General features: G+C 74.0%; 19 protein-coding genes. 12 read left to right on the top strand and 7 right to left on the bottom strand.

What is annotated here, in order from left to right; genetic code table 11:
• Positions 1-4 precede the first annotated feature (4 nt).
• Positions 5-1,048, bottom strand: coding sequence for a BMP family protein (locus IFT45_RS07325; protein ID WP_056055299.1), 1,044 nt, complete (start codon positions 1,046-1,048; stop codon positions 5-7).
• Positions 1,049-1,230: 182 nt separating this feature from the next.
• On the opposite strand from IFT45_RS07325, the gene IFT45_RS07330 reads away from it, so the two are divergent.
• The 4 genes from IFT45_RS07330 (at position 1,231) to IFT45_RS07345 (ending at position 8,039) form a co-directional block, all read left to right on the top strand.
• The gene (locus tag IFT45_RS07330; protein ID WP_192127495.1) at positions 1,231-2,655 is read left to right on the top strand and encodes an amidohydrolase; all 1,425 of its coding nucleotides are present in this window, start codon (positions 1,231-1,233) and stop codon (positions 2,653-2,655) included.
• A 2-nt stretch (positions 2,656-2,657) separates the two neighbouring features.
• The gene (locus IFT45_RS07335; protein ID WP_192045801.1) at positions 2,658-3,413 is read left to right on the top strand and encodes a creatininase family protein; all 756 of its coding nucleotides are present in this window, start codon (positions 2,658-2,660) and stop codon (positions 3,411-3,413) included.
• Positions 3,410-4,432, top strand: a complete 1,023-nt coding sequence (locus IFT45_RS07340; RefSeq protein WP_185232865.1) for a LacI family DNA-binding transcriptional regulator — start codon at positions 3,410-3,412, stop codon at positions 4,430-4,432. Before IFT45_RS07335 ends, IFT45_RS07340 begins: the two co-directional genes overlap by 4 nt.
• A 304-nt stretch (positions 4,433-4,736) precedes the next feature.
• Complete coding sequence (locus tag IFT45_RS07345; RefSeq protein ID WP_371810901.1) at positions 4,737-8,039, top strand: TM0106 family RecB-like putative nuclease; 3,303 nt, start codon at positions 4,737-4,739, stop codon at positions 8,037-8,039.
• A gap of 222 nt (positions 8,040-8,261) precedes the next feature.
• Here the strand turns inward: IFT45_RS07345 and IFT45_RS07350 are convergent, their stop codons facing one another.
• Positions 8,262-8,756, bottom strand: a complete 495-nt coding sequence (locus tag IFT45_RS07350) for a very short patch repair endonuclease (protein ID WP_192127496.1) — start codon at positions 8,754-8,756, stop codon at positions 8,262-8,264.
• Here IFT45_RS07350 and IFT45_RS07355 point away from each other — a divergent pair.
• The 3 genes from IFT45_RS07355 to IFT45_RS07365 all read left to right on the top strand — a co-directional run bounded on the left by IFT45_RS07355 (position 8,755) and on the right by IFT45_RS07365 (position 10,562).
• The gene (locus tag IFT45_RS07355; protein WP_192127497.1) at positions 8,755-9,045 is read left to right on the top strand and encodes a hypothetical protein; all 291 of its coding nucleotides are present in this window, start codon (positions 8,755-8,757) and stop codon (positions 9,043-9,045) included. The two genes, IFT45_RS07350 and IFT45_RS07355, sit on opposite strands and share 2 nt — an antisense overlap.
• 97 nt (positions 9,046-9,142) lie before the next feature.
• Entirely contained in the window at positions 9,143-10,066 is a 924-nt protein-coding gene (locus IFT45_RS07360) for an SseB family protein (RefSeq protein ID WP_192127498.1), read from the top strand.
• Between the two features lie 151 nt (positions 10,067-10,217).
• Complete coding sequence (locus tag IFT45_RS07365) at positions 10,218-10,562, top strand: hypothetical protein (RefSeq protein WP_056055280.1); 345 nt, start codon at positions 10,218-10,220, stop codon at positions 10,560-10,562.
• Between the two features lie 31 nt (positions 10,563-10,593).
• Here the strand turns inward: IFT45_RS07365 and IFT45_RS07370 are convergent, their stop codons facing one another.
• From IFT45_RS07370 to IFT45_RS07390, 5 genes are all read right to left on the bottom strand, one after another.
• Positions 10,594-10,992 (bottom strand): hypothetical protein, encoded by a 399-nt coding sequence (locus IFT45_RS07370; protein WP_192127499.1) that lies wholly within the window; start codon positions 10,990-10,992, stop codon positions 10,594-10,596.
• A 122-nt stretch (positions 10,993-11,114) separates the two neighbouring features.
• Positions 11,115-12,917: a DEAD/DEAH box helicase gene (locus IFT45_RS07375; protein WP_192045792.1), complete on the bottom strand. Its 1,803-nt coding sequence runs from the start codon at positions 12,915-12,917 to the stop codon at positions 11,115-11,117.
• Between the two features lie 140 nt (positions 12,918-13,057).
• Positions 13,058-13,840, bottom strand: coding sequence for an excalibur calcium-binding domain-containing protein (locus tag IFT45_RS07380; RefSeq protein ID WP_192127501.1), 783 nt, complete (start codon positions 13,838-13,840; stop codon positions 13,058-13,060).
• 158 nt (positions 13,841-13,998) lie between these two features.
• The gene (locus IFT45_RS07385; RefSeq protein WP_192127503.1) at positions 13,999-14,490 is read right to left on the bottom strand and encodes a GNAT family N-acetyltransferase; all 492 of its coding nucleotides are present in this window, start codon (positions 14,488-14,490) and stop codon (positions 13,999-14,001) included.
• A gap of 226 nt (positions 14,491-14,716) precedes the next feature.
• Entirely contained in the window at positions 14,717-16,345 is a 1,629-nt protein-coding gene (locus IFT45_RS07390) for a threonine/serine exporter family protein (protein ID WP_371810902.1), read from the bottom strand.
• Between the two features lie 252 nt (positions 16,346-16,597).
• Here IFT45_RS07390 and IFT45_RS07395 point away from each other — a divergent pair, with 252 nt between their 5' ends.
• The 5 genes from IFT45_RS07395 (at position 16,598) to IFT45_RS07415 (ending at position 21,173) form a co-directional block, all read left to right on the top strand.
• A complete protein-coding gene (locus IFT45_RS07395; protein ID WP_192127504.1) occupies positions 16,598-17,752 on the top strand; it encodes an NAD-dependent epimerase/dehydratase family protein in 1,155 nt (384 codons plus the stop codon).
• Positions 17,753-17,954: 202 nt separating this feature from the next.
• Positions 17,955-19,085 carry a DUF475 domain-containing protein gene (locus IFT45_RS07400; RefSeq protein WP_056055266.1) on the top strand — a complete coding sequence of 377 codons (1,131 nt, stop codon included), beginning with the start codon at positions 17,955-17,957 and terminating at the stop codon, positions 19,083-19,085.
• A gap of 177 nt (positions 19,086-19,262) precedes the next feature.
• The gene (locus IFT45_RS07405) at positions 19,263-19,856 is read left to right on the top strand and encodes a TerD family protein (RefSeq protein ID WP_192127506.1); all 594 of its coding nucleotides are present in this window, start codon (positions 19,263-19,265) and stop codon (positions 19,854-19,856) included.
• A 59-nt stretch (positions 19,857-19,915) separates the two neighbouring features.
• Complete coding sequence (locus IFT45_RS07410) at positions 19,916-20,497, top strand: TerD family protein (RefSeq protein ID WP_056055261.1); 582 nt, start codon at positions 19,916-19,918, stop codon at positions 20,495-20,497.
• Positions 20,498-20,594: 97 nt separating this feature from the next.
• Positions 20,595-21,173, top strand: coding sequence for a TerD family protein (locus tag IFT45_RS07415; protein WP_056055259.1), 579 nt, complete (start codon positions 20,595-20,597; stop codon positions 21,171-21,173).
• Positions 21,174-21,218 lie beyond the last annotated feature (45 nt).

Below are 21,218 nucleotides of genomic sequence, written 5' to 3' on the forward strand. Positions count from 1 at the left end.
GGTCTCAGAGCGCCGTCGGGACGGTGACGTCGCCGTCGACGACGGCCGTCTTCGCCGCCTCGAGCTGGTCGGCGATGCCGTCGACGAAGCCGCCGCTCGTCGAGTAGCCGACGCCGCCGGTCTCCAGGTCGAAGACCTGCTCGCCGGGCTCGAGGCTGCCCTCGTCGAAGGAGGTGATGACGTCCTTGACCGCCACGTCGACGTTCTTCAGCGCCGAGGTGAGGATGAACGGCTTGATGTCGTCGTCGACCTGCGCGTACGCGTCGCCGTCGACGCCGATCGCCCAGACCTTGGCGGAGTCGGTGCTCGCGGCCGCAGCCTGCTCGTAGACGCCCTGGCCGGAGCCGCCGGCGGCCGCGTAGACGACGTCGGCGCCGCCGGCGTACATCGAGGCGGCGGCCTCCTTGCCCTTGGTCGGGTCAGAGAACCCGGTGAAGTCGCCGAGCGGCGAGAGGTAGGTGGAGTCGACGACGACGTCGGGGTCGACGCTCTTCGCCCCGGCCTCGTAGCCGACGAAGAAGTTCTGGATCGACGGCTGGTCGACGCCGCCCACGAAGCCGATGTGGCCGGTGGTCGAGGTCAGCGCGGCGGCCACCCCGACGAGGTACGACGACTCGTTCGCGGCGAACGAGATGGTCGTCACGCCGTCGATCTCGGTGCCGATGTCGGTGTCGACGTCGACGAACGCCGTGTCGGGGTGCTCGGTGTCGCCCATCGGCTGGGCGAACTGGAAGCCGATGCCGACGGCGAGGTCGGCGCCCTGCGAGACGGCGAGGTCGAGGCGGTCCTGGTAGTCGTCGGTGTTCGGGCTCGACAGCTCGAGGGGGTTGAAGCCCAGGTCCTCCTGCGCCGCGGTGAAGCCGGCGTAGCCGCCGTCCATGATGGAGTAGTCGCCCGTCGTGCCGTAGAGCAGCGCGACCGTCGCGGCGTCGGGGTCGGCCGAGGGGGCCGTCGCGGCCGTCTGGCCGGAGCAGGAGGCGAGGAGGAGCGTGGCGCTGAGCGCGGCTCCCGAGACGATCAGGAGGCGACGGGGGCGACGCAGGGGCATGGGGTGCTCCGGTTCTGTGAACGTTTTCACGGCAGGTGGCCTCGGGCGCTCGCAGGATCGGCTCCGAGGGGGTGCAGGGGTGCTGCAACCGTAGACCGGCTCGTGTTACCGACGTGTTTCGGGGACGTAAGGAGTCGGGTAAACGTTCTCAGCGACTCCCGCGTCCGTGGCACGCTGGCGACATGACCCCCGCAGCTCCCGGCGCCGCTCCGGTGCCCGTCGACCTCGTCGTCCGTCGCGTGACCGTGCTCGCGCCGACCGTCCGGCCGCCGGTCGGGTACCCCGACCTCGACCCCGGCGACCCCGGGCGACCAGCCCCGGCCGTGTTCGTGGCCGACCAGGCGATCGGCGTCGCGGGCGGCGTCATCGCCTGGATCGTGCCCGACGCCGACCTCGGCCCGGCCGACCTCGCCGGCGCCCGGGTGGTCGACGCGCCGGGCCGCGTCGCGATCCCCGGCCTGGTCAACGCCCACAGCCACTCGTCGATGACCTTCTTCCGGGGCTCCGCGGAGGACGTGCCCACCGCCTCCTGGTTCAACGACCACATCTGGCCGATGGAGGTCAACCTCACCGACCGCGACGTGCTGCTCGGCGCGCGCCTCGCGGTCGCCGAGATGCTGCTCGCGGGCGTGACCACGGTCGCCGACCACTACTTCTCGACCGAGCAGATCGCCACGGCGGTCGACGAGGGCGGCATGCGGGCCGTGCTCGCCCGCACCTTCTTCTCGTCGCAGGGCGCGGAGGGCCTCGACCGGAGCGCCTCCTTCGCGGCCGAGTGGGACGGCGCGGCCGGCGGGCGCATCACCACGATGCTCGGGCCGCACGCCGTCTACACCGTCGACGACGCCGACCTGGCCCGCACGGCCGAGGCCGCCCGGGCGATCGGGGTGCGGACGCACATCCACGCGTCGGAGACGATGCACCAGACGGAGTCGTCGCTCGCCCGGCGCGGGGCGACCCCGATCCAGGTGCTGCACGACACCGGCGTGCTCGACGCGGGAGCCCTGATCGCGCACGGGACGGGCATCGTCGAGAGCGACCTGCAGTGGCTGACGCCCGTCGCCGACCGGGTCGGCGTCGCGTGCTGCGCGAAGGTCTACCAGAAGCACACGCACGGGCCCACGCCGATCCGCCTGCTGCACGACGCGGGCGTGCCGGTGGGGATCGGCACGGACGGCTGCGCGTCGGGCAACACCCTCGACGTGCTCGAGAGCACCCGCACCATGGCCCTCGTGCAGAAGGCCCACACGGGCGACGCCACCTGGATGACGAGCGCCCACGCCCTCGACCTCATGACCCGCCAGGGCGCCGCCGTCATCGGGCGCGAGCACGACCTCGGGTCGCTGGCGCCCGGGTTCGCCGCGGACGTCGTGCTGATCGACCCCTGGAAGCCGCACCTCCAGCCGATGAACGACCTCGCCGCCGCCCTCGTGCTCAGCGTGCGGGCGAGCGACGTCGAGACCGTGATCGTCGCCGGCCGCGTCGTCGTCGAGCACGGCCGCCTCGTCGACGTCGACCTCGGGCCGCTGATGACCGAGATGAACGAGCGCCTGCCCGGGCTGACCGACCGGTCGCACGGCCGCACCGTGCAGACGTACGCTCCCTAGTGATGATCGACGCCGACCACACGCCCTGGCCCGACGTGGCCGCCGCCCACCGCCGCGGAGCCGGCCTCGCCGTGCTGCCCGTCGGCGCGCACGAGCAGCACGGGCCGCACCTGCCCCTCGGCACCGACACGGCCACCGCCGTCGAGGTCGCCCGCCGCCTGGCCGAGCGGCTCGACGCCGTGCTGCTGCCGCCGGTGCACTACGGCGCGACCTGGGGCACCTCGGGCTGGCCGGGCACGCTCTCGCTCTCGGCCGCGACGGTCACCGCGATCGTCGTCGACCTGGGGCGGGCGCTCGCCGCGTCGGGCGCGGGCGGCCTCGTCGTCGTGAACGGCGACTGGGGCAACCGGGCGCCGCTGCTCGTCGCGGCCCAGCAGCTCACGGAGGAGGGCGTGCTGCCCGTCGTCACGCTCGACCACCCCGGCATGGCCGAGGCGATCGACGAGGTGCGCGAGAGCGCCCCGGCGGCGCCCGGTCTGGCCCACGCGGAGGAGGTCGAGACCTCGATCATGCTGCGCCTCGCTCCCGACGACGTCCACCCCGACCGGTACGAGGCCTGCTACCCGGTGTTCCCGTCGCACTTCGGCACCGCGCCGATGCCGCTGCACCCGTTCTCGCCCAGCGGCGTGTTCGGCGACCCCGCCCTCGCGACCGCGGAGAAGGGCGAGCGGCTGCTCGCCGCGACCGTGGAGGGGTGCCTCGCCGTCCTCGACGACTTCGTCGCCGGCGTGCTCGCGGGCCGGGCGGAGGCGCGGTGAGCCCGACGTCCGTCCCCACCCTGGTCGACGTGGCCCGGGAGGCCGGGGTGTCGATCGCGACCGCCTCGCGCGTGCTCTCGGGGGCCCAGCACGTCTCGGAGGCCCGGGCCCGCGCGGTGCGGAAGGCGATCACCGAGCTCGGCTACCGGCACAACGCCGTCGCCAGCGCCCTGCGGAGCCAGCGCACCGAGACGGTCGGGCTCATCCTGCCCCGGTACACGACGGGCTTCCTCTCCGCCCTGATCGAGTCGGTCAGCGAGGCCCTCGACGACGCCGGGCTCTCGCTGGTGCTGCGGTACTCGGCGGAGGGCGACGACCACGACGCCCGGACGGTGGAGTCGCTCCTCAGCCGACGCGTCGACGGCCTCGTCATCTGCCCCCCGACGGAGGAGGTCAGCCGTGACGCCGTCGCGGCCGCCGACCGCGTGCCCGTCGTGCAGGTGGGCCGCCACATCTTCGGCGACGGCACCGACTCGGTGGGGCTCGACGACAACCGGGCGACCGACCTGCTCGTCGGCGCCCTCGCGGACGGCGGGACGACGGAGGTCGTGACCGTCGGCCTGTCGCCGGCCGACCCCGCCGACGCGCGACGCATCGCGGCCGTGCGGGCCTCGTGCGAGCTGCGCGGCGTGCGGTTCGGCGGCGCGCGACCGGCCGGGGCCGAGCTCGCGGGCGGCGTCGCCGCCGCGAACGAGCTCGTCGCGAGCGGCGACCTCGCGCGGCTCGACGCGGTGGTCTGCGCGAACGACGACGTGGCGCACGGCCTGGTCACGGTGCTCCGCCTCAACGGCGTCGACGTGCCGGGGGCCGTGCAGGTCGCGAGCCTGCTCGACGTGTCGTCGGTCGAGGGCGACGACGAGCGCGAGATCACGACCCTCCGCCACCCGTGGCCCGCCATGGGCCGGGAGGCCGTGCGGCTGCTGCTCGACGCCCTGGCGAGCGGCGACCGCGACGACTCCGGCGGCGCCCGCCGCGTCACGCTCGCGCCCCGGCTGCTGCACGGACGCTCGACCCGCTGACCGCGGCTCCGGGAGCCCGGGGGAGTCGCCCCCGCTGTCGGTCGCGCCCGCTAGCGTTCGAGCACGGCCGGGTCGCTGCCCGGGCCGGACCTGAACGTCAGCACAGCGCCGCCCCGCACTGCCACGCACCGCCCGCACCGCCCGCACGCCCGCACCGCCCGCCGAGGAGGCCGCCATCTACATCGACCCCGACACCGACCTCGTCGTCACCAGCCCGTCCGACCTCACCACCTGGGCGGCGTGCGAGTGGGCGTTCCTCCGGCGGCTCGACGCCGCCCTGGGGCGCATCGACCGGATCGACGCCGTGTCGGACGCCATGCTCGACCGGACGGCGCGGATGGGCGACGACCACGAGGTGCGCTTCCTCGAGCAGCTGCGCGCGAGCCACGAGGTGGTCGAGTTCGAGCGCCCGTCCCGGGAGGGCTACCCGGCGGCGGCCGCGGCCGCCGAGCAGGCGATGCGCGACGGCGTGCCGGTGCTCTACCAGGCGACGTTCCACGACCCGACCTTCATCGGCTTCTCCGACTTCCTCGTGCGCAACGACGCCGGCGAGTACGAGGTCTACGACACGAAGCTCGCCCGGCACGCGAAGATCCCCGCCCTCCTCCAGCTCGCGGCCTACGCCGAGCAGATCGAGGCGCTCGGGGTGCCGGTGGGGGCGCAGGTGCACCTCGTGCTCGGCGACGGGTCGCGGTCGACGCACGAGCTCGCCGACATCGCCCCCGTGCACCGGGCCCAGCGGTCTCGGCTGCGCGACGCGGTCGAGCGACGGCAGCGCGCCTCCTCGGCCCTGTCCTGGGGCGCACCCGGGGTGACGGCCTGCGGCCGGTGCTCGCAGTGCGCGGCGCAGGTCGAGGCGCACCGCGACCTCGTGCTCGTCGCCGGCCTGAGCCTCGGGCAGCGTGCCGCGCTGATCGCGGCGGGCGTCGACAGCATCGACGCCCTCGCTCGGAGCACGGGCGGCGTGCCGGGCGTGGGCGGGGCCGCCCTGTCGCGGCTGCGCGCCCAGGCGCAGCTGCAGGTCGCGAGCGAGGGCGGCGTGCCCGAGGTGCGTCTCGTCGACCCCGGGGCGCTCGCGGCGATCCCCGCCCCCGACGACGGCGACGTGTTCTTCGACTTCGAGGGCGACCCGCTGTACACGGAGGGCGACGGCAGCACCTGGGGCCTCGACTACCTCTTCGGGCTGGTCGACGTCGAGGCGCGGTCGACCGCCTTCTGGGCGCACGACCTCCGGGCCGAGCGGCAGGCGCTCGTCGACTTCCTGGCGTTCGTGCGGGAGCGACGGGCGGCGCACCCGGGCATGCACGTGTACCACTACGCCTCCTACGAGCGCACCCACCTGCTCTCGCTCGCCGCCCGGCACGGCGTCGGAGAGGAGGAAGTCGACGACCTGCTGCGCGACGGCGTGCTCGTCGACCTCTACCCGGTGGTGCGGAAGGCGCTCGTCGTCGGCTCGCGCAGCTACTCGATCAAGAAGCTGGAGCCGCTGTACATGGGCGGCGACCTCCGCGACGGCGACGGGGTCCTCAACGGCGCCGACAGCATCACCGCCTACGTCGAGGCGATCGCGGCGGTGCGGGCCGGCGACCCGGCCGGGCAGGCGCGGCTCGACCAGGTCGCCGACTACAACGAGTACGACTGCCGGTCGACGCTCCGGCTGCGCGACTGGCTGCTGTCGTTCGTGCCGCCCGGGTCGACGACCGACGAGGCGGTCGCCCTCGTCGACGACGAGCGCGTGCGCGCCGAGCCCGACCCGGTCTTCGTCGAGCTGTCGGCTCTGCTCGCCGACGTCGACCCGCTCGACCGCACGCCCGACCAGACGGCCCTCGCGCTCGCCGCGGCCGCGATCGACTACCACCGGCGCGAGGCGAAGACGTTCTGGCAGGAGCACTTCGGGCGGCTCCGTGACCCGCTCGACGAGTGGGCCGACACGCGGGACGTGTTCGTCGTCGAGCAGGCCGAGGTGGTCCGCGACTGGGAGAAGCTGCCGCGCGCCCGCACCCTGTCGCGCGACCTGCGACTGAGGGGCTCGCTCGCGCCCGGCAGCCGGCTGACGCCCGGGGGAGCGCCGCACCTCGTCTACGACGCCCCGCTGCCTCCCTCGATCACGGCGTCGGGGCCGGGCCTGCGCGGCGCGACGTCGCGGGTCGCGGTGCTCGACGTCGACGCCGACCACGACGGCGTCGTGATGCTCGTGAAGGAGTCGCTGCCCGGGGGCGCCGACCCGCACGAGGCGTTCCCGCTCGCGATCACGCCGGCGGCGCCCCCGCGCGCGGCCCCGCAGCCCGCGGCGATCTCCGAGTGGGGTCGCTCGGTGCTCGACGACCTGCCCGCCTTCGTCGACGACGCGGCACTCGACCTGCTGCGTCGCGTCCCCCCGCGGGGCGGGGTCGTGCCCGTCGTCGGCGACGACACCGTCGGCGCCGTCACGGCGACGCTGCTCGGCCTCGACCGGTCGTACCTCGCCGTGCAGGGCCCGCCCGGAACGGGCAAGACGTACGTCGGGTCGACGGTCGTGGCGCGGCTGGTGCGGGAGCACGGCTGGCGCGTGGGCGTCGTCGGCCAGTCGCACGCGGTGGTGGAGAACTTCCTGGAGGCGGTGGTCGGCAAGGGCGTCGACCCCGCGCTGGTCGTCAAGGTGCCGAAGAGCGGAGCGAGCGCGGAGGCGGTCGAGGCCGCCGCGTGGACGCCCGTGAAGAACGGGGCCGGCCTGGCCGAGTTCCTCACCGGCCCGGGCGAGACCGGGGGAGTCGTCGGGGGCACCGCCTGGACCTTCGCCAACCCGGACTACGTCGCGCGGCACTCGCTCGACCTGCTCGTCGTCGACGAGGCCGGTCAGTTCTCGCTCGCGCCGACGATCGCGTCGGCCGTCGCCGCGCAGCGCCTGCTGCTGCTCGGCGACCCGCAGCAGCTGCCTCAGGTCAGCCAGGGCTCGCACCCCGAGCCCGTCGACGCGTCGTCGCTCGGCTGGCTCGCCGACGGGCACGACGTGCTGCCGCCGGAGCTCGGCTACTTCCTGTCGCGGACGTACCGGATGCACCCCGCCGTGACGGCGCCGGTGTCGCGGCTCTCGTACGAGGGCGCGCTCGAGTCGAGGGCGCCGGAGCGGCACCTCGAGGGCGTCGAACCCGGGCTGCACGCCGTGCCGGTCGAGCACGCGGGCAACACGACGTCGTCGGTCGAGGAGGCCGAGCGCGTGGTCGACCTCGCCCGGTCGGTCGTCGGTCGGGAGTGGTCGGACGAGCACGGCACGCGTCGGCTGACGGACGACGACGTGATCGTCGTCGCGCCGTACAACGCGCAGGGGGCCGTGATCCGCGACGCGCTCGACGCCGCGGGGCTGACCGGCACGACGGTCGGCACCGTCGACCTCTTCCAGGGGCGGGAGGCGGTGGTCGCGATCGTCTCGCTGGCCGCGTCGAGCGCCGCCGACATCCCGCGCGGCCTGGACTTCCTGCTCATGCCCAACCGGCTCAACGTCGGCATCAGCCGAGCGCAGTGGGCGGCGTACCTCGTGCACTCGCCCGCGCTGGCCAGCTCGATGCCCACGTCGATCGCGGGGCTCGGCACGCTGTCGCGGTTCATCGAGCTGGTCGAGCGGCGCTGACGCGCGCGCGGGGCGGGGCGGCGTGCGCCGTGCTGGCCCGCGGGCGGCGCGCGCCGCTCCGGCCCGCGGGACACCCCGTTCTCGCACGGGAACCCCGCCGCGGCAGGGTTCCCCTGCAAGAACAGGGTTCATCTCGGCGAGCGGCCGACCGCTCGGCCCGAGCGGCACCACCTTCCCGCACGCGAACCATGCCGCGGCGTAGTTCCCCTGCGAAGAAGTGGTTCATCGTCGTCGCCTCGAGCTCGCAGCTCGTGGAGACCGATCCGAGAGGGCCGTCGGTCCTGCGATCCTCACTTCTCGGTGCGGACGTCGTGGAGCACCGGCGTCACACGTCCACCGCCGCGCGCCGCAGCACCGCAGCACCGCCTCCACGGCGTCGATCGCCTCGGCCGGGGGCGTGTGCTCCCACACCCGGACGACCGCCCACCCCGCCGACCTCAGCTCGTGGTCGTGGGCGACGTCGCGCCGCCGGTTGGCGAGCAGCTTGGCGTGCCAGTAGGCCGCGTTCGCGGTCGGCAGGTGCGTGTGCTCGACGCAGAAGTGCCAGAAGCAGCCGTCGACGAAGACGGCGAGGCGGAGGCGCGGGAAGAGCAGGTCGGGGCGACACCGTGAGACCCCCGCCACGGGGCGGCCCACGAAGTACCGCCAGCCCCTCGCGTGCAGCCCACGTCGCAGAGCGAGCTCGGGGCGCGTGTCACGACGGCGGATCCGGCTCATGCGGCGTCGCAGTGGAGACGCGCATCAGTGGGCAGGCAGCATCACCTTCCAGCTCGACGGCAGCCGCTCCGAGCACGACGTCCTCGACGCCGTCGCGACCGGCTTCACGTCCCAGGAGGGCTTCCGGTCGACGGTCGACGACGACGGAGAACGCGAGCGCATCCTCGTCTCCGGGCCCGAGGGTCTGGCGTTCGTCGCCCGGGTCAGCGACGCGGACGAACTCTACGTCGCGTCCGCGTCCCGCTGCTTCCTGCTCCGCGACGATGAATCGGTCCACGACACCTACTGATGCTGGCTGCTGCCGGTCGAACGACGGCGAGGACCGCGAGTCGCCGTCCGGCACGGACTGGCCGGGCCCCGCGCCCACCCGTCGTAGGCTCGTCTCCATGGGTCTCTTCTCGCGCCGCACGTCAGTCCGACCCGCGGAGGCGCCCCCGAGCACGGAGTCGCAGGCTGACGAGGTCGGCCCCGCGCAGGCCAGCCGCGCCGAGACCGAGGTGACGGAGGCTGGGCAGCCGACCCGCGACTCCTCGGGGCTCGTCGTCCACACCGCCCTGCAGCAGGCCCTGACCGGGTGGGGGCGGGAGAAGAACTCCGTCACGCTGGGCACCGTCATGGCCGAGCTGACCGCCGGTGAGCTGCTGGTCGACCTCACGCGCTCGACCCTCGCCGACCCCGCCGCGGGGCCCCAGCACGGCGACGTCGTCGCCATCGCGCACCAGACCGACAACGCCGGCAAGCGACTCCTGCTCGCCTTCACCAGCGCCGACCGCCTCGCCCGCTACCGCGACGGGGAGACCCCCGTGCCGTTCGCCCAGCCCGCGGCCGTCGTCGTCGACCAGGCCGTGCGCGAGTACGAGGGGCTCGCCCTCGACCCCGGCACCCCCGAGACGCAGTTCATCGCCTACTCGGACGAGCTCCGACGCGGCCTCGGCGACGACGTCACCGCCTCCGTCCCGGTCGCCCGGGCGCTCGCCGAGCGCACCATCGCCTGGCCCGACATGCTCGAGCTGCTCCGCACCTCGCCGTCGTTGTACGTCGCCGAGGTCGAGCAGCGCGACGCGGAGGGCGAGGCCACCTCGACCGTCGTCGCCACGGCCACCGGCGAGCAGGGCGAGACCTGGTCGGTCGTCCACACCACCCCGGCGGCCGCCTGGGCCTGGGCGCCCGGCTCCACGGCCCGGGCGGTCTCGTTCGCCGACCTGGCCGGCGTGGCGCTCGCCGAGGGGCACGCCGGCGTCGTCGTCGAGCCGGGGGAGCGCTCCGTCGCCGTCACGCCCGACGAGCTCCGCGCCCTCGCCGACCGCTGACCTCGCCCCCGGGGCCGTCCGGGACGATCGCGGGCCCCGGCGCGGCCGGACGGGGGGAGTCGCGGGTCGCCCCGCCGACACCCGTCGCCTCGCCGAGGGCGTTCCCCCAGCACGCCCTCGCTAACGTCGACGCAGACGAAGGAGGTGTGCCGTGCTCGACCCCGAGAGCTTCGTCGCCGTCCTCCTCATGATCGCCGGGCTGGTCGCCCTCGCGGTCGGCGTGCCGCTCGTCGCGTCGTTCCTCATCGACGGCGTCGTCGCGATGATCCGCGGTCGCGGGCTGCGCGTCTTCGGGCTCGCCGCCGTCGGCACGCTGCTCACGGCGATCGCGGGGGTCGTCCTGCTCGTCGTGTCGCGCCTCCTCACGCAGGACCCGGCCGGCCTCGGGTCGACCGAGAGCGGGCTCGGCGGCGTGCTCATCTGGCTGGCCCCCGCCATGTGCGTGCTCGGCGTCGTGCAGAGCGTGCGACGGCTGACCGGGCGCCGACAGGGCTGACGGCGGCGCTGACGCCGGAGGCCGGCGCTCGTCAGCGCCGCGGCGCCGGGGAGAGCGCGAAGACGACCGCCGCGACGACCGTGAGGGCCGCCGCGACCGGCACGAGCGGCGAGACGCCGTCGCCGAACGCCCCGACGACGCCGCCCGGTCGGCCGTAGCCGACGACGACCTCGCCGATCGCGAGCAGCACCAGTGCGAAGGCTGCTCCGAGCAGGCTCACCCGCCCCAGGTCGTGACGTCGCTGCCCGCCGTCGTCGTCCCTGGCCAGGTCGGGGCGACGGAGCCGCATCCTGGCCCACAGCACGAGGGCCACCACCGCGAGCAGCAGCGGCACGACGCTGCCGATGGTGAGCGTCGTCTGCACGACGCCGAACAGGGCACCGGTGCCGGTGGGGCCGGTCGGGGCGGCGGCGGTGAGGAGGGGGACCACGGGTACTCCAGGGCGACGGACGGACGGACGGACGGACGGACGGCCGGTCGGGGCCGGGACGACGGACGGCGCCCGTCGCAGTCACCTGCGAGCGGGCGCCGTCCGGGGAGGCGGAGCCGAGCCTACGAGTGGCGCGGCTTGCGGGGGCGCTCGTCGCGGTCGTCGCGACGGGGCGCACCGGAGCCGCCGCCACGGCGGTCGGGCTTGATCTCGATGAGCACGCCGCTGATGCGGGTGTCGACGAGACGGTCGAGCATCTCCTTGCTGACGTCCGAGGCGAGCTCGACGACGGAGAAGTCGGGGCGGATCTGGATCGCGCCGAAGTCGTCACGGCTGAGGCCGCCCTCGTTGGCGAGGGCGCCGACGATCTGGCGGGGCTCGACGCGCTGACGACGACCGACCTCGATGCGGTAGGCCGTCATCGGCTTCGACGTGCGGGGGCCGCGGTCGCGCTCGGGGCGCGAGCCACGGTCGTCGCGGTCGAAGCGGCCGCCCCGGTCGTCGCCGCCGCGGTCGTCACGGGCGGGACGGTCGTCACGCTCGCGCCGGGCCGGTCGCTCGTCTTTCGGGTCGAGCAGCAGCGGTGTCTCGCCCTGGGCGACCACGGCGAGGGCGGCGGCCACGTCGGCCTCCGGCACGTCGTGGTGCTCGACGTAGTGGCCGATGATGTCGCGGAAGGCGGCGATCCGGCTCTCCTGGGCCAGCGCCTCCGTGATCTGGTCGTCGAAGCGCGCGAGACGCGTGACGTTGACGTCCTCCAGCGTGGGCAGCTGCATCTGCGTCAGCGGCTGACGCGTGGCCTTCTCGATCGCGCCGAGCAGGCGACGCTCGCGGGGCGTGACGAAGCTGATCGCCGCGCCGCTGCGCCCGGCACGGCCGGTGCGGCCGATGCGGTGCACGTACGACTCGGTGTCGATCGGCAGGTCGTAGTTGACGACGTGGCTGATGCGGTCGACGTCGAGACCACGGGCCGCGACGTCGGTCGCGACGAGGATGTCGAGCTTGCCGCTCTTCAGCTGGTTGACCGTGCGCTCGCGCTGGGCCTGCGCCACGTCGCCGCTGATGGCGGCGGCGGAGTAGCCGCGGGCCCGCAGCTTCTCGGCGAGGGTCTCGGTCTCGTTCTTCGTGCGGACGAAGATGATCATGCCCTCGAAGTTCTCGACCTCGAGGATGCGCGTGAGGGCGTCGACCTTCTGCGGGTACGACACCATCAGGTAGCGCTGCGTGGTGTTCGCCGAGGTCGTGGTCTTCTGCTTGACCGTGATCTCTTCGGCGTCGTTGAGGTACTGCTTCGAGATGCGACGGATCTGGGGCGGCATCGTCGCGGAGAAGAGCGCGACCTGCTTGTCGTCGGGGGTGTCGGCGAGGATCGTCTCGACGTCCTCCGCGAAGCCCATCTTGAGCATCTCGTCGGCCTCGTCGAGCACGAGGTACTTGAGCTCGGAGAGGTCGAGCGTGCCCTTCGCGAGGTGGTCCATGATGCGGCCGGGCGTGCCGACGACGACGTGGACGCCGCGACGGAGCGCGCTCAGCTGGACGCCGTAGGCCTGGCCGCCGTAGACGGGGAGCACGTGGACGCCGCGCATGCCGGAGGCGAACTGCTCGAACGCCTCGCACACCTGGAGCGCGAGCTCACGGGTGGGGGAGAGCACGAGCGCCTGCGGCTTCTTGGCCGAGACGTCGAGGCGGCTGAGGATCGGCAGCGCGAAGGCGGCCGTCTTGCCGGTGCCCGTCTGGGCGAGCCCGACGACGTCGCGACCCGACAGGAGGGTGGGGATGGTGGCCGCCTGGATGGCGGAGGGGGTCTCGTAGCCGATCTCCTTCACGGCCTTGAGGACGGCATCGCTGAGCCCCAGGTCGGAGAAGGTCGGCGCAGAGTCGGGGGTGTCGGCGTCGATCTCGTCGCGCGTTTCGGTGGGGCTCATCCTGCAAGGGTAGAGGGTCGACGTCCTGATCGACACCGGGGCGTGCCGGGAGATCGGGGCGGACTGTACTCCAGCGCCCCGATCCGCGGCCCGGGCGGGCCCGGCCGGGCCCGCCCGGGCCGCGATCGGGCCCGCCCGGGTCAGTTCTCGCAGCCCACCCCGTCACCGTCGCGGTCGAGGTGGCTGGCGTAGCCGGGCTGGCCCGCCCTGATCGGCGCGGCACCCGCGGCCCGGACGGCGTCGCAGTTCTTGTAGTACGTGCTGCTGGGGGCGGCGACGGGCGCGGGAGCGGCCGCGGCCCGGGCTGCCTCGGCCTGCGCGGCGGCCGCGGCAGCAGCCGCAGCGGCTGCCTGCTCGGCGGCGACGCGGTCGGCCTCGGCCTGGGCCGCCGCAGCCTGCTCGGCCGCGACGCGCTCGGCCTCGACCCGCGCGGCCTCCGCGGCCGCGTCGGCCTCCGCCTTCGCCGACGCGGCGGCCTCGGTCGTCTCGCGCTTGCGCTGGTCCTCTGCGGCCTTCGCCGCGGCGATCCGCTCCTTCTCCTCCTTCGCGTCGTCCGCACGCTCCTGCTCGGCCTTGGCCTGCCCGCTCGAGCTGGCACCGACCAGCGACGCGGGGCCGGAGGCGTCGGCGACGTCCTCCGAGCTGGGGGCGACGACGCCGCCGACCACCAGCGCCGCCAGAGCCACGACGGCCGTCAGCGCCCCGGCGCGGCGCGACCTGAGGCCGAGCAGGCTGCGCCGACCGGTGGCGAAGGTCCAGACGCCGAAGAGGAGGAGCAGGAGCCCCGCGATGATCAACAGGCCGCTGACGCCGCTGGACAGGGCGACGATCAGGAGGAGCAGCGCGATCAGCGCGAGCACGATGTGTCGCACGCCCGGTCGTCGTCGGGTGGGCAGGCCGGTCTTGGGGTCGAGGGCAGGCATGGTTCTCCGGAGGTCGTGATCGGTCGGGTCACGTCGGGGCCCCGCGGGGAGGCGCGGCTCGGGTCAGCCGCGGACGACGCGCAGTCGTGAAGCTAACTCAGATCACACCCCGGCCCGACCCCCACAAGGGGGGCTTGGTGGGAGCGGGCGTGCTCTGATCACCGCAAGCGCAGCAGGAGGGTGTCGGAGTCGCCGTCGCGGCCAGCGGGGACGAAGCCGCGGTGCTCGTAGAGGGCACGCGCCGGGTCGTTGCCGTCCTCGACCGAGAGGCTCAGGCCGGGCAGGCCGGCCTCGCGCGCGTGGGCGACGAGGGCGTCGAGCAGCTGCCCGCCGAGACCGCGACCACGGTGCGCGGGCGCCACGCCCATGCTGAGCTCGGGCACGTCGTCGGCGACCCAGCCGTAGCCGCGGTCGCGCTCGTCGAAGGTCCGCCACCAGGCGGCACCGGCAGGGTGCCCGTCCACGACCGCCACGCGCCCGGCGTCACCGGCCCGCGGCCAGCCCGCCACGTAGTGCCAGATCTCGGGCCTCTGACGGAGGTCGGCGCGGTCGAGGCCGTCGGGCTGGCCCCGCCAGGTGAAGGCCTGGAACAGCACCTCGGCCAGGAACTCGGCGTCGTCGGCCGTCGCGGCACGGAGCTGGGTGGTCACGAGCGCCTCCTGGGGGTCCGGCCGCGCCGCGGTGCACGACCGACGCCAGGCTAGCGACCCCGCTGCCCGGCCCGGCCGGACCCGGCCCGGGCGGGAGGAACCACGTCGTCGCGGGGGAACCACGCCGCGGCGTGGTTCGCAGGCGAGGACGTGGTGCCTGACGACCAGCCCGGCCCGGCCCGCCGGCCCGCGGGCTGCCGCTGCCGCCGCGCGACGCGCCGCGCGCTCAGGTCGGCGGGACGGGCGGCACGGCCGGCGCCGGCGGCACGATCGCGATCGGCGACGTGTCGAGCCGCTGCGACTGCACGACGACGCGCTTCGTGCGACGGCGCAGGTAGCGGCGCGCGCCGGGCGTCGCGAGGAGGCTGCCGAGCACGAGCCCGGCGCCGATCGCGAGCGTCGTCGACATCGAGGCGACGAAGTCGACCGCCGCGCCGTCGGTGCCCGCCATGAAGTTGAGCAGCGCCGACGCCACCGCCAGCGAGGGCAGCAGCGAGCCGCAGAACGCCGGCACCGCGATCGCCGTCGCCGAGACCCGCAGCCGCGCCGCGACCACCGTGCTGAGCGCCCCGAGCAGCACCGCGACGAGGAAGGTCGCGCCGAGCAGCGGCAGCCCGAGCTGCTTCAGCCCCCAGAGCGACACGGTGCCGACGATCGCGACCCCGATCGCGACCGGCATCACGCGCGCGTTGGCGCCCTGCGTCACCGCGGTGGCCGCGGCGGCGAAGAACGTGGTGATGAGCAGCAGCCAGATCGGCAGCGACCGCAGGGTGATGTCGGTCGGGTCGACCTCGAGCGCGACGCCCGAGGTGAGCGCGAGGCCGCCGGGGATCCCCACGACGATGCCCGCCACGATCAGCACGATCACGAGGGCACGCGACACGGCCATGGCCCGGAACCCCGAGATGGCGTCCTGCGCCCAGGTGACGATCGTCACGTGGGGCAGGATGAGCACGACCACCGCGGCCACCATCGCCGCCGCGCTGCCCGCCGGCATCGCCCCCGCCCAGATCGCGAGGGTGCCGAGGGCGGCGACGCAGGCCGACTGCAGCACGACCGCGAAGAACTGCGGGATCCCCTTGCGCGCGAGCCAGCGCCCCAGCGTCATGACGCCGATCATCAGGACGAAGGCCCCGACGGCGCCGACGATCGAGCCGCCGGCCTGCAGCGAGACCGAGACGCCGAAGAGGCCCATGGCCCCGTCGGTGATCCACGACGGCCACCGCGGCGGCGACTGCAGCACCTCGACCAGGCCCTCGACGGCGCTCGTCATGTCGCGGTCGTCGTGCAGCAGCTCGTCGACGATCTGGTAGACGAGCGACAGCCGGTGCAGGTCGCTGCCCTCCGCGCTCACCACGCGCATCTTGACGAGCGGCGGGCCCTCGGCCGGCGCGTACTGCAGCGTGATCGCGGTGCCCGTGATGTCGAGCTCGAGCGGGGCGAGGTTCCACTTGGTGCTGACGGCGACGATGGCCACCTCGACCGTGCGGACGTCGGCGCCGGAGGCGAGCATCACCTCGCCGAGGTCGAGGCAGAAGTCGACGATCTGGCGGGGCGAGTAGAGGTCGCCGAGCCGGCCGTGCTGCGGGGTCGTGCCCTCGTAGATGGTGCCGCGCAGGCGGGCGCGGACGTCGCGCATCTCCTGCGGGTTGACCCGGCGGCGGCGCTGCCGGGCCGGGCGGGCGGCGGGCTTGCCCGCGGGTGAGGCGGCCTCCCGGCGCGGGGGCGGCGGAGCCGACGGGTCGCGGATCGGTGCGCCCGCGGCCGGGGTCACCGCGGTCGCGGGCGAGGGCGCGGACGTCTCGGGCGCGACCGGCCGCGGCGGCGGGTCGTACGCGCGGGGGCCGTCGCTCACGGCCGGGCCCCCGAGGAGGCGCGGGTCGGGCCGCCGAGGCCGGCGAGGGTCGTCGAGGTGGTGCTCAGCGCGATCAGCGCTCCGTTCGGTCGGGCGACCGAGCGGATCGGTCTGGCGGGTCGGCCCGGGGGCGTCCCTCCACTGTAAGCGCGACCGGGGGACGGGTCGTCGACCGTGGGGCGGCCGGTCGGGCGACGCGCCCGGGCGGGGCTGTGGGGGAACACGGAGCGGCGCCGCGTACTTTCACGACACGTGACCGACAACACGACCACCCCCACGACCACCGGCCCGTCGACCGAGGGCGAGGCGGGGCCCAGCCCGACCCGCGCCTCCGGCGAGGCTCCCCGCACCGCGCTCGTCGTCGGCGCCAGCGGCATCACGGGCACCGCGCTCGTCGAGGCGCTCACGCGCGACGGGTGGGAGGTCCTCGCGCTCTCGCGCCGCGCCTCCTCCGCCCCCGGCGTGCGCGGCGTCGCCGCCGACCTGCGCAGCGCGGAGAGCCTCGCCGAGGCGCTCCGCGACGAACGGCCGACGCACGTCTTCTTCACGGCGTGGTCGCGACAGGAGACCGAGGCCGAGAACATCGCCGTCAACGCCGGGATGGTGCGCGACCTGCTCGCGGCCCTGGTGCACGCCCCGCTGCAGCACGTCGCCCTCGTCACCGGCCTCAAGCACTACCTCGGGCCGTTCGAGGCGTACGCGGCCGGCGAGATGCCCGACACGCCCTTCCACGAGGAGGAGCCGCGGCTCGACACCCCGAACTTCTACTACGCGCAGGAGGACGAGCTGTTCGCGGCCGCCGAGCGCCAGGGCTTCACCTGGTCGGTGCACCGCTCGCACACGGTGATCGGCTACGCCGTCGGCAACGCCATGAACATGGGCCTGACCGTCGCGGCCGCCGCCACGCTCAGCCGTGAGCTCGGCCTGCCCTTCACCTTCCCCGGCAGCGAGACGCAGTGGAACTCGCTCACCGACATGACCGACGCGGGCCTGCTCGCCGACCACATGGTCTGGGCCGCCACCGACCCGGCCGGCGCCGACGAGCCGCTCAACGTCGTCAACGGCGACGTGTTCCGGTGGCGCTGGATGTGGCCGCGCCTCGCCGAGCACCTCGGCGTCGACCCCGCCCTCGTGCAGGGCTACGAGGGGGCGCCGCGCCCCTTCGAGCAGCAGTTCGCGGGGCGGGAGGCCGACTGGGCCGAGATCGCCGGGCGCCTCGGCCTGGCGGAGGCCGACCTCTCCCGGGTCGCCTCGTGGTGGCACACCGACGCCGACCTCGGCCGCGAGATGGAGGTCGTGACCGACATGGGCAAGAGCCGCGAGGCCGGCTTCCTCGGCTTCGTCCGCACCGAGACCGCCTTCGCCCGGCTCTTCACCCGCTACCGCGAGGCGCGCCTCATCCCGTAGCCCCGCGCTCCGGCGGGCCCGGCCGGCCTCGGCCGACCACCGGCCCGGCCCGGCTGCACGATGTGCACGACCGCCGTGCCGAGCCCGCGGCACGCCCATATACTCGGCGGGTGCCCGGGCCGACCGCCGGGGCACCCCGTGGGGGCCCGGGCCCGCACGGTCACGAGCAGGCCGGCACGACCGGCCGAGGGGGAGTCGCCAGGTGTTCTTCAAGACGTTCGCGGGGTCGCTGGTCGTCACGGTGCTGGCCCTCGCGGTGGGTTTCGTCTACGGCGGCGTCGAGGCGCTGATCCTGGTCGCGGTGCTCGGCATCCTCGAGATCAGCCTCAGCTTCGACAACGCGGTGGTCAACGCCCGCATCCTCGAGCGCATGAGCGCCTTCTGGCAGAAGATGTTCCTCACCGTGGGCATCCTCATCGCCGTGCTCGGCATGCGGATCCTCTTCCCGCTGTTGATCGTCGCCGTCACGGCCCAGCTGAACCCGGTCGAGGCGATCCGCCTCGCGCTCGAGCAGGGCAGCATCGAGGAGCCCGGCACCTACGCGTACATCCTCAACGACGCGCACCCGCAGATCGCGGCCTTCGGCGGGATCTTCCTGCTCATGCTCTTCCTCGACTTCATGTTCGAGGACCGCGACATCCGCTGGCTGAAGATCCCCGAGCTCGCGTTCGCCTGGGTCGGCAAGCTGAGCAGCGCCTCCGTCGTCATCGGCCTCGTCGCCCTCGTCGTCGCCTCCCTCGCGGCGGGCGAGAAGCAGGCCGTCGTGCTCGTCGCCGGCGCGCTCGGCATGGTCGCGTACTTCCTCGTCACGGGCCTCGGCGCGCTGTTCGACGTGTCGGACGACGACGACGACCAGGACATCGACCCCGAGGAGGTCGCGGCACGCGCCGAGCGCATCAGCGCCGGCGGGCCGCGCAACACCGGCGGCAAGGTCGTGGGCCGGGCGGCCTTCCTGCTCTTCCTCTACCTCGAGGTCATCGACGCGTCGTTCTCGTTCGACGGGGTCATCGGCGCGTTCGCCATCACGAGCGACCCCATCCTCATCGCGCTCGGCCTCGGCCTCATCGGCGCGATCTTCGTCCGGTCGCTCACGGTCTTCCTCGTCCGGGCCGGCACGCTCGACGACTACGTCTACCTCGACCACGGCGCGCACTGGGCGATCGGCGCGCTGGCCACGATCCTGCTCGTGTCGATCAGCGTCCACGTCAACGAGGTCGTCACGGGCCTCATCGGGGTCGTGTTCATCCTCGCCGCGTTCGCGTCGTCGCTGGTGCGCAACCGGCGCGTGGCGCGCGAGGAGGCGGCGGAGGCGCCGGTCACCGCCTCCCGCTAGCGGGCTCCGGGTGCCGTTCCGCGCCTCCCCGGGCACAGGGCTCCGACAGCTGCTCCATCGCCCGCGGTCAGCACCAGCCCAGGTCGTTCGGACAGGATGTCACCAGTCACACAGGCAACGAACAGGAGGAGCGGGCCTCGCGGCAGCTCTCCACCACGATCATCGAAGGAGAACATCATGGGTCTGAGCTTGCAGAAGGGCCAGTCGCTGAGCCTCAAGAAGGCCGACGGCGGCCAGCTGTCGAAGGTGCGCCTCGGCCTCGGCTGGGACAGCGCGACGCCGGCCAAGAAGGGCTTCTTCGGCGGCCTCAAGAAGGAGGCCGACGTCGACCTCGACGCCTCGGCGATCTTCTTCGACGCGAACGGCGCGGTGCTCGACCTCGTCTGGTTCCAGCAGCTCGCGAGCAAGGACGGCTCGGCCCGGCACACCGGCGACAACCTCACCGGCGAGGGCGACGGCGACGACGAGACGATCATGATCGACCTCACCCGCGTCTCGCCGAGCGTCAGCCAGATCGTCTTCGTCATCAGCAGCTACAGCCGCCAGACCTTCGACCTCGTCAAGAACGCGTTCTGCCGCGTCGTCGACGACTCGAGCGCCGGCAGCCCCGAGGTCGCGCGCTACCAGCTGACCGACTCGGGCACGCACACCGCCATGATCATGGCCAAGGTCGCGCGCACGCCCGAGGGCTGGACCTTCACCGCCATCGGCGAGCGGGCGAACGGCCGGGCCGTGCCCGAGCTCGTCGGCCCCGCCGCCGCCGCGCTCTAGGTCGTCGGCCGAGCCGACAGCGCCCCGCACCAGGCACCCCGCACGGAAGGAACACATCGATGGCGAGCCTCACCCTCTCCAAGGGCCACAACCTCTCCCTCTCCAAGGCCGACCCGACCCTGAGCCGTGCCGTCGTCGGCCTCGGCTGGGACCCGCGGACCACCGCCGGCCAGGCCTTCGACCTCGACGCCTCGGCGCTGCTGCTCGGCGCCGATGGGAAGGTCCGGTCGCAGGACGACTTCATCTTCTACAACCAGCTGGCCACCCCCGACGGCTCCGTCGCCCACCTCGGCGACAACCGCACCGGCGAGGGCGATGGCGACGACGAGCAGATCCGCATCGACCTGTCGCTGCTGCCCCCCGACGTCGACCGCATCGTCATCTGCGTCACGATCGACCAGGGTGACGTCCGTCGGCAGAACTTCGGGCAGGTGCGCGACGCGTTCTGCCGCGTCGTCAACGAAGACACGGGGCAGGAGGTCGTGCGCTACGACCTCAGCGAGGACGCCGCCTCCGAGACGGCCATGATCTTCTCCGAGATCTACCGGCACGGCGCCGAGTGGAAGTTCCGCGCCGTGGGCCAGGGCTACTCCACCGGCCTCTACGGCATCGCCACCGACTTCGGCATCGTGCTCGACTGAGCCAAGGCCGCACCGCCCTGCACCACCAGCACCAGCACCAGCACCGCCAGCACCACCGCACCCCGTACGCGCACCACCACGACAGAAGGACGACACCATGGCCGGACTCTCGCTCGCCAAGGGCAACAACCTCTCGCTCACGAAGACCAGCCCCGGGCTGACCGTCGCCACCGTCGGCCTCGGCTGGGACCCGCGCACCACCAGCGGCGAGGCCTTCGACCTCGACGCCTCGGCCCTCCTCGTCGGCCCGGCCGGCAAGGTCCGCTCGTCGGCCGACTTCATCTTCTACAACCAGACCGAGGCCGCCGACGGCTCGGTGAAGCACCTCGGCGACAACCGCTCCGGCGCGGGCGACGGCGACGACGAGCAGATCTCGATCGACCTGCAGAGCGTGTCGGCCGACGTCGACCGCGTCGTCATCGCGGTCTCGATCGACCAGGCCGACGAGCGCCGCCAGAACTTCGGCCAGGTCCGCGGCGCCTACTGCCGCGTGCTCGACCAGGACGACAAGGAGATCGTGCGCTTCGACCTCAGCGAGGACGCCGCGCCCGAGACCGCCATGGTCTTCGCCGAGGTCTACCGCAGCGGCTCGGAGTGGAAGTTCAAGGCCGTCGGCCAGGGCTACACCACCGGCCTCGCGGGCATCGCCGGCGACTTCGGCGTCACCTTCGGCTGAGCCGCCCCCACCACCCGGTTCCACCCCGTCGACACCTCAGGATCG

This window comes from Frigoribacterium sp. CFBP 13707, assembly GCF_014842245.1.
Lineage (GTDB): Bacteria > Actinomycetota > Actinomycetes > Actinomycetales > Microbacteriaceae > Frigoribacterium > Frigoribacterium endophyticum.